This window comes from Nonomuraea sp. NPDC050383 (genome assembly GCF_044459125.1).
Lineage (GTDB): Bacteria > Actinomycetota > Actinomycetes > Streptosporangiales > Streptosporangiaceae > Nonomuraea.
Genome location: NZ_JBITIP010000019.1, coordinates 73,795 through 87,031, shown reverse-complemented (window position 1 = coordinate 87,031; position 13,237 = coordinate 73,795). Strand labels below are relative to the sequence as shown.

The following is a 13,237-nucleotide window of genomic DNA, read 5'->3' as shown; positions in this document are numbered from 1 at the left end:
TCGACACAACCGCTTCCGAGAGGCCACCCCCCATGCCGAGCAGAAGGACACTCCTCAAGGGTCTCGCCCTCGCCGCCGCCGCGTCCGCGGTGCCGCTGCCCGCCTACGCCGATCCCACCACGACCCCCACCGCCACCACGACCGCCTCGGAGGCCGCGTACGTCCCGCCGCTGCACCAGATGCGCGGCATGTGGATCGCGTCGGTGGCCAACATCAACTGGCCCTCGAAGCAGGGGCTGTCCGCCGACGAGCAGAAGGCGGAGCTCAACGCCTGGCTCGACCTGGCCGTGCAGCGCAGGCTCAACTCCGTGTTCGTGCAGATCCGGCCGACCGCCGACGCGTTCTGGCCGTCGTCGTTCGAGCCGTGGTCGCACTGGCTCACCGGCGTCCAGGGGCAGGACCCCGGCTACGACCCGCTCGGCTTCGCCGTGGCCGAGACGCACAAGCGCGGCCTGGGCTTCCACGCCTGGTTCAACCCGTACCGCGTGTCGATGCAGACCGACCCCGCCAAGCTGCACCCCGAGCACCCGGGCCGCAAGCACCCCGAGTGGATCCTGCCGTTCGGCGGCAAGCTGTACTACAACCCCGGCCTGCCGGAGGTCCGCAAGTTCTGCCAGGACGCCATGCTCGACGCGCTCACCCGCTACGACATCGACGGCCTGCACTTCGACGACTACTTCTACCCGACCAACACCACGGCCTTCGACGACAGCGCCGCCTTCGCCCAGTACGGCGCCGGCTTCCCCGACCTGGCCACCTGGCGGCGGCACAACGTCGACCTCATGGTCTCGGAGATGCAGCAGCGCGTACGCGAGGTCAAGCCGGAGGTCGCCTGGGGCATCAGCCCGTCCGGCATCTGGCGGAACAAGGCCAGCGACCCGCTCGGCTCCGACACCAACGGCGGCCAGTCGTACGACGGGCTGCACGCCGACACCCGCGGCTGGGTGAAGAAGGGCTGGCTCGACTACATCGCGCCCCAGCTCTACTGGTACATGGGCCAGCCGCCCGCCGACTACTCCAAGCTCGTGCCGTGGTGGGCGAGCGTGGCCGACGGCACGAACACGCTGCTGTGGATCGGCCAGGCCGCCTACAAGGCCGGCGACCCGGCGCAGGCCGTCGACTGGCAGGACCCGGCGGAGCTGTCCGACCACCTCACGCTCAACCGCGCCCACCCGCAGGTGTCGGGCGACATCTGGTACAACGCCAACGACGTGCGCGTGGACCGCATCGGCTCGATCAGCACGGCGGTCACCAACCACTACACGCGTCCCGCCCTGGCGCCCGTGCTGCCGCGCCTGGCCGGCGGCGAGCCGCCGCGCCGCCCCGTGCTCGCCTACGCGCTGCGCCGCCCCGGCGGGGTCGAGGTGCGCGCGGTCGCGACCGGGCACGACGAGCCGTTCCAGTTCGCCATCTTCCGCTTCTCCGGGCGGCCCGCCGCGGGCGCGTTCGACGACGCGCGCAACCTCGTCGCCGTCGTCCCCGGCGACCGTCAGGTGCGCTGGCTCGACCCGGAGGGCAAGCGCGGAGACCACTACCACGTGGTGGCCGTGGACCGGGTCAACCGGACCAGCAAGCCCAGCAACGGCTTCGTGGTGCTTTAACCGATTCTGAAGGAGCGCGATGCGGGTTCTCGGCCTCATCTCCGGCACGTCGCACGACGGCATCGACAGCGCCGTCGTCGACTGGTCGCTGTCCGGCGGAACACTCACCGGTGTGGTCGAGCACACCGGCGAGGAGCCGTACGAGCCCGGCCTGAGGGCCCGCATCGTGGCCGCCCTGCCGCCGAACCGGGTGGACATGGGCGAGGTGTGCGCGCTCGACACCCTCATCGGCCAGGCGTTCGCCGAGGCCGCCGGGCACGCGCCGCGGGCCGACCTGATCTGCTCACACGGCCAGACGCTCTTCCACTGGGTCGAGGACGGCCGGGTCAGGGGCACGCTCCAGCTCGGCCAGCCCGCCTGGATCGCCGAGCGCACCGGCCTGCCGGTCGTGTCGGACGTGCGGGCGCGCGACGTCGCGGCCGGCGGGCAGGGCGCGCCGCTCGTTTCGTACCTCGACCTGCTGCTCATGGCCGGGCTGCCGGGCCGCTCCGGCGCGCTCAACCTGGGCGGCATCGCCAACCTGACCGTGCGCGAGCCGGCCATCGCCTACGACACCGGCCCCGCGTGCGCGCTCATCGACGCGGCCGCCCCGCCGTACGACGAGGACGGCGCGCTCGGCGCGGCCGGGACCGTGGACGAGAGCCTGCTCGCGGAGCTGCTCGCCGAGCCGTACTACGCCAAGGAGCCGCCGAAATCGACCGGTAAAGAGTTGTTCGCCCCGGGCTACGTCAAGGCGGACCTGCCCCTGCCGGACCTGGTGGCCACGCTGACGGCGCTGACCGCCGAGACCGTGGCGGCGGAGATCCGCCGGCACCGGCTCGACACGGTGGTCGTGTCGGGCGGCGGCGTCCGCAACCCCACGCTCATGGGCATGCTGCGCGCCCGCGTGCCGGGCGCCCGGCTGGTGACCAGCGACGAGCTCGGCGTTCCCGCCGGGGCCAAGGAGGCGATCGCCTTCTCGCTGTTCGGCTGGCTGACCGCGCACGGACTGCCCGCCACGGTGCCGAGCTGCACGGGCGCCACCGGGGCACGGGTGCTGGGCACGCTGACGCCCGGCTCCGATCCGCTGACGCTGCCGGCGCCCCTCGCCGAGGCGCCGATCGCGATCCGCTTCGCCTAGAGCATCTACGAGGCCCGGCGGCCCGCCGCGGACGGCTGGTCGGCCGGGGTGCCCGTGCGCTGCGGCGGCACCACGGGGGTCGGCCGGACCAGGCCCAGCGCGACGACCTCGTTGGCCAGCCGGGTGCGCCGGTTGGTGCCCTCCGGGATGCGGAACTTCTGGTACAGCCGCAGCAGGTGCTGCTTGACCGCGGCCTCCGTCACGACCAGGTCGTCGGCGATCTCCCGCGCCGTCGCCGGGGCCACGAACGCCTCGTCGGACAGCGCCGGCCGGCAGAGCGAGGTCAGCACGTCGACCTCGCGTCTGGTCAGCTCGGGGGCCGCCGCCCTGCGGAGCTCGACCTCGGGAGCGAAGTCCTCGCGGGGAACCCCGCCGATGCGACCGCGCGCCGCTCCGAAGGAGACGACGTCGCCGTCGTCCAGGACCCTCCGGGCGATCGGCCTGCCATTCACCCGCGTGCCGTTGCGGGACAGGCCCAGGTCAACGACGTACAGGTAGGGTCCTCGCCTGACGAACTCGGCATGGAGTCGAGACACGCTGGGATCGGTCAGCCGGATGTCGACACCGCGGCCCCTCCCCACCGTCGTGATCTCGGGGCGCAACGGGACGACCTCACCGGTGTCCTCGACGCGTATGAACGGCCCCTCCACGGCAGTTCCTCCCCAGGTAGCCCGCCGTAACTGTTACTACAGCTCCGGCTTACCCAAACGAGGGGATGGGGAATCGCCTTTGCCATAAGGAGAATGACGCGTGAAATTGGTCTGGACCTTCGCAGACGGTTTTGCCTGCTCACGGGTAGACTTCCACCGAAGATAACCGGAGGAAAGACTCATGGCGGACAAGCCCACGAAAGGCCTGGCCGACGTCGTAGCCGCGTCCACAGCGTTGAGCGACATCGACGGTAAGGCCGGTCGCCTGTTCTACCGGGGATACGACATCCACGACCTGGCAGGCAGAGCGACGTTCGAAGAGACCGCGCATCTGCTCCAGCGGGGCAAGCTGCCCACCCGGGAGGAGCTCGACGCCTTCGGGGCCGAGCTGGTGCGAGGCCGAGAGCTGGGCGCGCTCGCCGCGGCGAACATCGCCGAGATCGCCGAGAAGCAGAAACCCATGGAGGCGCTGCGCAGCCTCGTCTCGCTGACCGCCGCGGACGATCCCGACCGCGACTCGATCGCCCCCGAGGCGAACCTGCGCAAGGCCGCCCGTCTGACCGCCCAGCAGCCGCTGCTCGTGGCCCGCTACCACGCGGCCCGCACCGGCGGCAGCGCGCCGGACCCGGACCCGGGGCTCAGCATCGCGGCGAACTTCCTTCTCCAGGTCACCGGCCGGGAGCCCGGCGCCCGGGAGGTGGAGCTCTTCGACGCCTGCCTGGTGCTGCACGCCGACCACACGATGAACGCCTCGACGTTCGCGGCCCGGGTGTGCGCCGCCACGCTGTCCGACATGCACTCCGCGATCGTCGCCGCCATCGGCACGCTCAAGGGCCCGCTGCACGGCGGCGCGAACGAGCAGGTCATGAAGACCCTGGAGTCGATCTCGCCCGGTGACGTGGCGAGCTCGGTCCGCGAGAAGCTGGCCGCGGGCGAGAAGATCATGGGCTTCGGCCACCGCGTCTACAAGACGGAGGACCCGCGGGCCACGCATCTGCGCCGGATGTCGCAGGAGCTGGCGGAGGCGTCCGGCGACGACACGTACTACCGGATGTCGAAGGAGATGGAGGAGGTCGTCTTCGACACGAAGGGCCTCTACCCGAACGTCGACTTCTACGCCGCGACGGTCTACCACTACCTCGGCATCCCGACGGACCTGTTCACGCCGGTCTTCTCGATCAGCCGCATGGCGGGCTGGACGGCCCACGTGATCGAGCAGCACGCCGACAACCGCCTGATCCGTCCCGACAGCGAGTACATCGGAGAGCGGGACCAGAAGTGGAAGCCGATCGAGGAGAGGTGACTCAGTCGGACGAGAGCTGGGGACCGTACCCGCTGATCCTGGCGGGTGCGGTCGTGGCCGTCGCCGTGACCCTGCTCGTGGACCCGCGGTGGGGCGGGTTCGCGCTGGGCGGCGCGGTGATGGTGGCCGCCGCCCTGCGCTTCGCGGGGTACGGCGGCGTGCTGGCCGTGCGCAGCAGAAGGACGGATGCCGTCACGCTGGGCGTGTTCGGTTTCGTGCTCGTGCTGACCTCCCTGTTGTTGGGGAACAACGAGCTCAAGGCCCTCATCATGTCCCTTTTCGCACGCTGACTTGGCCGTCCGATAGCCTCGACGCATCGATTCATTGAAGGGGAACCATTCGCATGCCCAAGATCAAGGTGGAGGGTCCGGTCGTCGAGCTTGACGGCGACGAGATGACCAGGATCATCTGGCAGTTCATCAAGGAACAGTTGGTCCTTCCCTACCTCGACGTCGACCTGAAGTACTACGACCTCGGCGTCGAGCACCGTGACGCCACGGACGACCAGGTCACGATCGACGCCGCCAACGCCATCAAGCAGTACGGCGTGGGTGTGAAGTGCGCCACGATCACTCCGGACGAGGCGCGGGTGGAGGAGTTCGGCCTGAAGAAGATGTGGCGGTCGCCGAACGGCACCATCCGCAACATCCTCGGCGGCGTCATCTTCCGCGAGCCGATCATCATGTCGAACGTGCCGCGGCTGGTGCCCGGCTGGACCAAGCCGATCGTCGTCGGCCGTCACGCGTTCGGCGACCAGTACCGCGCCACCGACCTCAAGGTCCCCGGCGAGGGCACGCTGACCCTGACGTTCACCCCGAAGGACGGCTCCGAGCCGATCGAGCTGGACGTCTACGACTTCCCCGGCCCGGGTGTCGCGCTGGCGATGTACAACCTGGACGAGTCGATCCGTGACTTCGCGCGGGCGTCCATGCGGTACGGCCTGTCCCGCAACTTCCCGGTCTACCTCTCGACGAAGAACACGATCCTCAAGGCGTACGACGGCCGCTTCAAGGACATCTTCGCCGAGGTGTACGAGAGCGAGTTCAAGGCCGACTTCGAGAAGGCCGGCCTGACGTACGAGCACCGCCTGATCGACGACATGGTCGCCGCGGCCCTGAAGTGGGAGGGCGGCTACGTCTGGGCGTGCAAGAACTACGACGGCGACGTCCAGTCCGACACGGTCGCGCAGGGCTTCGGCTCGCTCGGCCTGATGACCTCGGTCCTGATGACGCCCGACGGGCGCACCGTCGAGGCCGAGGCCGCCCACGGCACGGTGACCCGGCACTACCGCCAGCACCAGCAGGGCAAGCCGACCTCCACGAACCCGATCGCGTCGATCTTCGCGTGGACCCGCGGCCTCGCCCACCGGGGCAAGCTCGACAACACCCCCGCGGTGACCGAGTTCGCCGACACGCTGGAGCGGGTCTGCATCGAGACCGTCGAAGGCGGTCAGATGACCAAGGACCTGGCGCTGCTGGTCGGCGGCGACGCCGAGTGGCTCACCACCCAGGACTTCCTGGCCGCGCTGGACGAGAACCTCAAGAAGAAGATGGCTTGATCGTCCCGTTGGGGAAGGGCCGCCTCCGGGCGGCCCTTTTCGCTGTTCGGGGCCATCTCTTGGGGTTCCGGCGGGCGTGGCGTAGTTGATCACCAGGGTAGGAGCCTCCCAAGGAGTCGTACGCGTCTCGGGGGGTTCGGATGCGACTGCGTGTCTTGAGCGGAGTGGGCCTGGCGGCGGTGGTCGTGATCGCGGGTGGCTGCGGCAGCGAGCCCGCTCCCACGTCCAGCAGCGGCAAGGCCGACACGGCGGCCCAGACCAAACAGACCCGGGCGGCCAAGGTCGCCGCCGCGGCCAAGGTCAAGGCGAACGAGCTCGGCCAGGTGCCGGTGCTGATGTTCCACCGGGTCATCCAGAACCCGACGACGACGGACGACAGGACTCCGGAGCAGTTCCGCTCCGACCTCGAACGGCTCGCCGCCGACGGCTACGTGCCGGTCACCGCGGCCGAGTTCGTCACCGGCAAGATGGACATCCCCGCCGGGACGCACCCGGCCGTGCTGACCTTCGACGACTCCTCGCCGTCGCAGCTCTCCCTGGACGAGGTCGGCAATCCCAAGCCGGACACCGCGGTCGCGATCCTGCGCGAGGTGGCGGCCAAGCACCCCGGGTTCCGGCCGGTGGCCACGTTCTACGTGACGCGCGACATGTTCGGCAAGACCGTGCGCGAGGAGCAGGCGGAGACGCTGCTCTGGCTCAAGCAGAACGGCTTCGACATCGGCAACCACACGCGCGACCACGTCAACCTGCGCGGAAAGTCGAAGAAGGAGGTCGAGGAGCAGATCGGCTCGATCGCCCAGCAGATCGGCGCCCTCGCCTACGTCAAGCCCGTCACGCTGGCCCTGCCGTACGGCAACCAGCCCAGCCGGAAGGAATGGGCGGCCCGGGGCAAGCTGGGCGACGTGTCGTACGAGCACGCCGGCGTCTTCCTGGCCGGCTACACCCCGGCGCCGTCGCCGTTCAGCCGCTCCTTCGACCCGCTCGGCATCCCGCGCATCCGGGCCATGGACAAGAAGGGCGACTGCGCGCAGTTCTGCTCCACGGCGTGGCTCGACTGGCTGAAGAACAACCCGGACATGCGTTACACCTCGGACGGCGACGTGACGACGGTGGCCTTCCCCAAGTTCAAGGACCCGTTCCTGCGCACCACGTACAAGACCCGCGCCCTGCCGTACTAGCTCCCGGCTACCGCAGTGTGCCCACCACGATCGGCGACGGCGCGTCCAGCCGCAGCGGCGTCACGGTCCCGTCGGCCGGGCTCAGCAGGTGGCAGGCGACCTCGCCATGGGGGCCGCGGGTCTCGGTGACGAGCGCGTCCGCGCTCTCCCAGCGCAGGATCGCGCGGACGCGCCACCCGGCGGGCAGCCGTGGCACGACGGTGCGCGCGGGCCGCTCCCCGCGCGCGTCGGTCAGGACGACGCCGCGCGGCACGGGCCCGCCGGGCGTGGACTCGGTGGCGACCGTGGCCAGCGTGTCCCCGGCCGGTGAGGGGACGGCCGTCGTGGCCTGGTGGCCGGGCAGCTCGGCGCGGCTCACCACGTCGCCGTCCGCCGACCGGACGACGTACGAGCCGGAGGTGACGTGCCCGGGGAAGCGGCCGGAGGGCTTGACGCTCACCAGGGCCGGGCCGCGGTCGGTCCATCCGAGGGCCCGCTCGCCCCGCGGCAGGCGACGGACCCCGCCGCCCGCCACGTCCACGATCATGGTGATGCCCGGGGCGACCTCACCCGTGTCATCGACCCGGTCGTCGGCGACCAGGAGGCGCCGACCGTCGGGGGAGAGCATCGGTTCCTGCCCGCCCAGGCCGGGCTCGGGCGGCTCGCCCGTCTTCACCGGCAGGGGCGTGGTGGTGCCCTTGAGCAGGTCCGCGACGACGTACCGGTGCTGCTTCGGGTGCCAGTAGGCGGCGCGCGTGCCGTCCCGGCTGAGGGTGAGCGGGCCGCTGCCGAAGGCGTAGGGCAGCCACCACCGCTCCCCGCGGGTGGAGACGAGCACCCAGTGCTTGCACGTCTCCGCCCCGTCGTCGCAGGCCGGCCGGTACGCGTACCGTACGGGCGCCGGAGCGGGGCCCCTGAGCTCGCGCGGGCCCGGCGTGGGCACGACCGGGCCCTGGTCAGGGCGGACGAACCGGACGGGAGGCTGCGACCACACGGGCGCGGTCACCCAGACTCCCGCCACGACGGCCAGCACGGCAGCGCCGTACGTCCACGGGCCCCTCATCGGAGCCGGCCGAACACCGCGTCGTCCAGGTCGCCGGGCAGGCCATCGGCCGGGCCGCTCCTGCCGGTGGCGGGGTCGGCCAGGTGGTGCCTCGCCTGGCCCGGGTCCCGTGTCTCGACGCTGACGAGCAGCCTGCCGCCGGCCGACCAGCCGGCGGTCTCCGGGGCCCCGTAGTGGGCGGGCAGGCGCATCGGGACGAGCCGGAGCACCTGGCCGGTGCGGGGGTCCATCGTCACGAGGTCGTCGCCGGCGATCACGGCCAGCGCGCTCCCGTCGGGGGTGGCCAGCGCGTCCAGGGTGGGGTCGAAGGGCACGCGGGTGAGCGCGGCGCCCCGGCGGTCGAGGGTCACGAGCTCGGTGTCCGGCGCGCCGGGCAGGGCCCGCCGGCCGGCGGTCGCCACCACACCGTCGGGGCCCAGGCCGAGGACGCGGCTCACACCGGGCAGGCGTGAGCGGGCTCCGGTCCGCGCCTCGACCAGCTCCACGCCGGCGGCCGAGGTCAGCGCCACCAGGCCGCCGTCGGCGGAGAGGGCCGGCTCGGGCACGCTCTCGTCGTCCAGCGGGCCGGTGAGGTGGATCAGGCGCATGGTGGTGAGGTCGAGCAGCACCAGGCGGCGTGAGGCGCCGTCGAGGTAGACGACGTGGTGGCCGTCCCGGCTCAGCGCGAGCGGGGCGGGCCGGCCGCGCGGCCCGCCGCTCGTCAGACGGGCGACGGCCGGGCCGAGGACACGGGGGACGCTGGGCGTGACGGACAGCTCCCACCTCTGCCGCTCCCGGTCCAGCCGGGCGTACCGGAGCGGTTCGCCGACGGGGGACAGGGGCGGCCTCGGCGCGGTCGCGGCGGCGGCCCGCCGCACGCCCCAGCCGTCCGCGCCCGTCACATAGTCCCAGGAGGTCACGGTCCGGCCGGTCAGCCAGGCGTGCTGTCCGCTCTCGTCATACGGACCGTACCGGGACTCTGGCGCGGTCCCCCAGACGGTCCAGCCCGCGAGGAGGCCGATGGTCGTCGCGACGGCGAGGGCCGCGCCCACCAGGCGCTTCAGCGGCCCTCGTGGGCGCTCGGCGGCCCGCTCCGGGGTGACCTGCCACGGCCTGATCGCATGGATCAGGGCGAGGAGGGGCAGCAGGACGTCGCAGACGAGCGAGGCGGAGTCACGCAGCAGGTACGGGAAGTCGGGCAGGCCGCCGCTGGACGCGGTCCACAGGGCGACGGCGGTGCCACCCGCGAGAAGTGCGCGCGCCGACCGCGCCCGCAGCGCCAGCTCGGCGGCGACCAGGTCCACCGGCCCGGCGGGCAGGGCGCGCCGGTGCAGGTCCCTGACCAGCAGGTGGACGGCCGGCACCGAGGCGAGCGCCAGCGTCGCGCCGAGGCGTTCGGCGACACCGACCTCCATGCGGAACGAGCGAGCGACGGTGCTCAGGGCGATCCCGCAGGCGAGGACGGCGGCGACTCGCCAGATGCCGGCGAGTGCGCGCGGGGCCAGGCGCATGCCCGCGGGCCGGACGCGATCCGGCACTGAACGGCTGCGTGCTATTTCGGCTGCTATTACGCCGAAAAACCACCCGATAACCGGATAGTAAGGCGAAGCCGGGAACGATTCCTGGACCATCGCGGCCAGGGCGACCGCGGCTCCGGCGCCTGCTCCCGCATAGCGGAATCGCCGGTCCGCGCGCAGTCTGCGGGCGACGCCGGCCGCGTTGTACGGGGTGAGCGTCAGGCGCTGCCGCCGGGCGAATCTCACCGATTCTGCGGCGAGCACCGGCTCACGGGCGAGGAGAACGACGGCCCCGATCGTCACCGCCAGCACGACGAGGAACGCCGCCGCTAACAAGAATCGGCTTTCGTCACGGCGGAGAAAGTAGCAGAATCCGGAATCTCACGCCTGGGGGATTTTTAGTGCTTTCTAGTGAAATAGCAGACCGACTCGTGGCCGAAGCCGCCACAGCGCGAAGAGCCGGGGCGCGCGGGCTCAGCTGGGCGCCCGTCGCGGTGGCGCTGGTGCCTGCCCTCCTGGCGCTGCTGTGGGCGAGCGGCGCCGTGGTGCCGCGCCTCGGGGACGGAGGACGTGGGGGCGGCCTCACGTTCTTCGTGGACTCGTACGAGGAGAGTGCCACCACTCACGAGACACGGCGGTTCGTCAACGAAGGATGGACGCCGGTCACGCTGACCGGGGTGGGCGTCCGCACGGAGGGGCTCGTCCTGCGCTCGGCGGCGATGACCGGCGGCGGCCGCTTCCCGCACGTCCTCGCGCCCGGTGCGGAGGTGCGGCTGGACCTGATGTGGGAGGTCCAGGACTGCCCGGCCGTGCGGACGGAACCGGTCGAGCTGATCTTCGAGGTGAGCCACTGGTGGGGGACCTCCACCGGGACCGTCGAGCAGGACCCGGACAGCCCGTCCGCGCTGGACGACGTGTGCGGCCCCTGAGCGTGACGCCGCCGCGGTCGCGTGTCACCGTTGCGGACAGGAAGACCCAGGCGTGGATCACGAACGGTTAACGCCACCCTGAGAACTTCCTGCACGTCGTAAAGTTTGCCTCGTCGGGCCGTAAGCACAGTGTGGGGAAGACGAATGCCGCAGATCTCGCCGCTGGTGACCGGCGACCCCGGCGAGCTGGGGTCGTTCCGGCTGACCGGACGGATCGGGGAGGGCGGCCAGGGCATCGTCTACCTGGGCGTCGACGAGCACGGCGAGCGGGCGGCGATCAAGCTGCTGCACGTCAAGTTCAGCGGTGACACGATCGCGCGCTCGCGCTTCGCCAGGGAGCTCAAGGCCGCCAAGCGGGTGGCGTCGTTCTGCACCGCCCGGGTCATCGAGGCCGACCTCGAGGGCGACGCGCCGTACATCGCCAGCGAGTACATCGACGGGCGCGCCCTGCGGGACATCGTCGACACGGACGGGCCGCTGCGGGGCACGGTGCTCGACCGGCTGGCCATCGGCACCGCGACCGCGCTGACCGCCATCCACCACGCCTCGATCATCCACCGCGACTTCAAGCCCGACAACGTGCTCATCGCCGCCGACGGGCCGCGCGTGGTCGACTTCGGGATCGCCCGCATCATCGACTCGACCGGGACCATCACCAGCCGGGCCATCGGCACCCCCGCCTACATGGCGCCGGAGCAGATCGCCGGCGACGACGTGGGCCCCTACACCGACGTGTTCGCGTGGGGCGCGACGATCGCTTTCGCGGCCTCCGGCCAGGCCGCCTTCGAGGGCAACTCGATCGCGGTCGTGCTCAACCGGATCCTCAACCACGAGGTCGACGTGAGCATGATGCCGGAGCCGCTGCGGAGCGTGGTGCGCTCGGCGCTGTCCAAGTCGCCCGAGGAGCGGCCCTCGGCCGACCAGATCCTGCTCCGGCTGCTCGGCCAGCCGGAGACGGCCGGGGCGTCCACGGCGGTCCTCACCCGTGGCGCGCAGGTGGCCACCGACGACACCACGCCGTTCCTGCGCGTCTCGACGACCCTGGCGCCTCAGGGGCATCCCCGCACGACGACGGGCGGCTCCGCGCGTGACGCCGGTGCGGCAGGCGGCGCGCCCGCCGCGTACACCGGAGGGACCTCCGGGGTGCGCGAGGGAGGGATTCCCGGGCACACGGGCGGCGGGGCCGATCGCGGCGCGGACGCCGACGCGGAGACCTCCTTCATCCACGCCTCCGCGCTGCCGGCCGAGGCGCGGGCCACGACCGCCGGTGAGCAGGCGCCCCCCGGCGACCAGCACGCCGCCGACCAGCACACGGGCGACCAGCAGCCCGGCGATCACCAGTCCATCGGGCAGCACACCGGCGACCAGCATCCGGGCGATCAGCACGCGGGTCTGAAGGCGCTCGTCGGCAACACCGGGGTGCCGCCCGCGCCGCCCACCCAGCTCGGCGGCCTGGCGAGGACCCGCCGCCGCAAGGCGTGGTGGATCGCCCTGGCCACCGTGCTCGCCCTCGTCGTGGCCGGGAGCGTCGTCGCCCTGGCCAACGGCTGGCCGCAGCGCGCCCTGGGCCTGGGCCCGTCCGGCGGTGACACGCCCACGCCGTCGCGGACCTTCGCCAGCGTCATCGACAAGGTCGCCGGCACCGGCCGGCTCGTGATCGGCGTCAAGGGCGACCTGCCGGGCATCGGCCTGGCGCGCAACGGCGGGTTCGAGGGGTTCGACGTGGAGCTGGGCAGGCGGATCGCCGCCGAGCTGGGCGCGGCGAACCCGACGTTCGTCCGGGTGTCCGTCGGCAACCGCGACGACATGCTGGCCGACGGCTCCGTCGATCTGGTGCTCGCCACGTACTCCATCGACGACAGCGGCGTCGAGTTCGCCGGCCCGTACTACCTGGCCCACCAGGACGTGCTGGTGCACGACGGCGCCGGCATCGAGAAGGTCGAGGACCTGAAGGGCCGCAAGGTGTGCGCGGTCAACAGCCCCTCGGTCGGAAAGGTGCAGGCCCTGGTGGACGTGGAGCCCGTCACGGCCGGCAACTACGCCGAATGCATGGACCTGTTGCGCAGCGGCCGCGTCGACGCCGTGCCCGGTGACGATCTGATCCTGGCCGGGTTCGCCGGCCGCGAGAGCCTCCGCTTCAAGATTCTCGGCGCGAAGCTGAGCAACGAGCGTTACGCGGTCGGCATCCGGGGCGGCGACGTGCGGGCCTGCAAGACGGTCAGGAGCGTGATCGCCGACTTCTACCGGACGGGCGTCATGAAGCAACTGCTGACCCGGTATTTCGCAAAGGTGGACTTCACCTTGGAGCTGAAGCCGCCCGCGATGGAACCCTGCGGATGACGAACGGGTAGCATCCCAAA

At 71.8% G+C, this 13,237-nt stretch carries 11 protein-coding genes; 8 read left to right on the top strand and 3 right to left on the bottom strand.

All coding sequences use genetic code 11. From position 1 onward, the window contains the following. The first annotated feature begins 32 nt into the window (after positions 1–32). Positions 33–1,601, top strand: a complete 1,569-nt coding sequence (locus ACIBG4_RS34690) for a glycoside hydrolase family 10 protein (RefSeq protein WP_397205830.1) — start codon at positions 33–35, stop codon at positions 1,599–1,601. 19 nt (positions 1,602–1,620) lie between these two features. Further along, complete coding sequence (locus ACIBG4_RS34685) at positions 1,621–2,721, top strand: anhydro-N-acetylmuramic acid kinase (protein ID WP_397205828.1); 1,101 nt, start codon at positions 1,621–1,623, stop codon at positions 2,719–2,721. Positions 2,722–2,726: 5 nt separating this feature from the next. On the opposite strand, the gene ACIBG4_RS34680 is transcribed toward ACIBG4_RS34685, so the two are convergent. Further along, on the bottom strand, positions 2,727–3,371 hold the full coding sequence (locus tag ACIBG4_RS34680; RefSeq protein WP_310708360.1) for an FHA domain-containing protein: 645 nt from the start codon (positions 3,369–3,371) through the stop codon (positions 2,727–2,729). 181 nt (positions 3,372–3,552) lie between these two features. Between ACIBG4_RS34680 and ACIBG4_RS34675 the strand changes: the two genes are divergently transcribed. From ACIBG4_RS34675 to ACIBG4_RS34660, 4 genes are all read left to right on the top strand, one after another. Further along, on the top strand, positions 3,553–4,674 hold the full coding sequence (locus ACIBG4_RS34675) for a citrate/2-methylcitrate synthase (protein ID WP_310708359.1): 1,122 nt from the start codon (positions 3,553–3,555) through the stop codon (positions 4,672–4,674). Further along, on the top strand, positions 4,671–4,964 hold the full coding sequence (locus ACIBG4_RS34670) for a DUF3017 domain-containing protein (RefSeq protein ID WP_310708358.1): 294 nt from the start codon (positions 4,671–4,673) through the stop codon (positions 4,962–4,964). Before ACIBG4_RS34675 ends, ACIBG4_RS34670 begins: the two co-directional genes overlap by 4 nt. A gap of 53 nt (positions 4,965–5,017) precedes the next feature. After that, entirely contained in the window at positions 5,018–6,232 is a 1,215-nt protein-coding gene (locus ACIBG4_RS34665; RefSeq protein ID WP_357624919.1) for an NADP-dependent isocitrate dehydrogenase, read from the top strand. A 140-nt stretch (positions 6,233–6,372) separates the two neighbouring features. Next, complete coding sequence (locus ACIBG4_RS34660; protein WP_397205825.1) at positions 6,373–7,410, top strand: polysaccharide deacetylase family protein; 1,038 nt, start codon at positions 6,373–6,375, stop codon at positions 7,408–7,410. 7 nt (positions 7,411–7,417) lie between these two features. Here ACIBG4_RS34660 and ACIBG4_RS34655 read toward each other — a convergent pair whose 3' ends face one another. Continuing rightward, a complete protein-coding gene (locus tag ACIBG4_RS34655) occupies positions 7,418–8,452 on the bottom strand; it encodes a hypothetical protein (RefSeq protein WP_397205823.1) in 1,035 nt (344 codons plus the stop codon). Beyond that, a complete protein-coding gene (locus ACIBG4_RS34650) occupies positions 8,449–9,969 on the bottom strand; it encodes a hypothetical protein (RefSeq protein ID WP_397205821.1) in 1,521 nt (506 codons plus the stop codon). The genes ACIBG4_RS34655 and ACIBG4_RS34650 overlap by 4 nt, the downstream gene beginning before the upstream one ends. 410 nt (positions 9,970–10,379) lie before the next feature. On the opposite strand from ACIBG4_RS34650, the gene ACIBG4_RS34645 reads away from it, so the two are divergent. Continuing rightward, complete coding sequence (locus ACIBG4_RS34645; RefSeq protein ID WP_397205819.1) at positions 10,380–10,877, top strand: hypothetical protein; 498 nt, start codon at positions 10,380–10,382, stop codon at positions 10,875–10,877. Between the two features lie 144 nt (positions 10,878–11,021). Further along, complete coding sequence (locus ACIBG4_RS34640) at positions 11,022–13,217, top strand: serine/threonine-protein kinase (protein ID WP_397205817.1); 2,196 nt, start codon at positions 11,022–11,024, stop codon at positions 13,215–13,217. Positions 13,218–13,237 lie beyond the last annotated feature (20 nt).

Excerpts from the sequence above, each read along its gene's own strand:
- ACIBG4_RS34665 (WP_357624919.1), top strand. The coding sequence starts at position 5,018 with ATGCCCAAGATCAAGGTGGAGGGTCCGGTCGTCGAGCTTGACGGCGAC.
- ACIBG4_RS34660 (WP_397205825.1), top strand. The coding sequence starts at position 6,373 with ATGCGACTGCGTGTCTTGAGCGGAGTGGGCCTGGCGGCGGTGGTCGTG.
- ACIBG4_RS34655 (WP_397205823.1), bottom strand. The coding sequence starts at position 8,452 with ATGAGGGGCCCGTGGACGTACGGCGCTGCCGTGCTGGCCGTCGTGGCG.
- ACIBG4_RS34690 (WP_397205830.1), top strand. The coding sequence starts at position 33 with ATGCCGAGCAGAAGGACACTCCTCAAGGGTCTCGCCCTCGCCGCCGCC.
- ACIBG4_RS34640 (WP_397205817.1), top strand. The coding sequence starts at position 11,022 with ATGCCGCAGATCTCGCCGCTGGTGACCGGCGACCCCGGCGAGCTGGGG.
- ACIBG4_RS34685 (WP_397205828.1), top strand. The coding sequence starts at position 1,621 with ATGCGGGTTCTCGGCCTCATCTCCGGCACGTCGCACGACGGCATCGAC.
- ACIBG4_RS34675 (WP_310708359.1), top strand. The coding sequence starts at position 3,553 with ATGGCGGACAAGCCCACGAAAGGCCTGGCCGACGTCGTAGCCGCGTCC.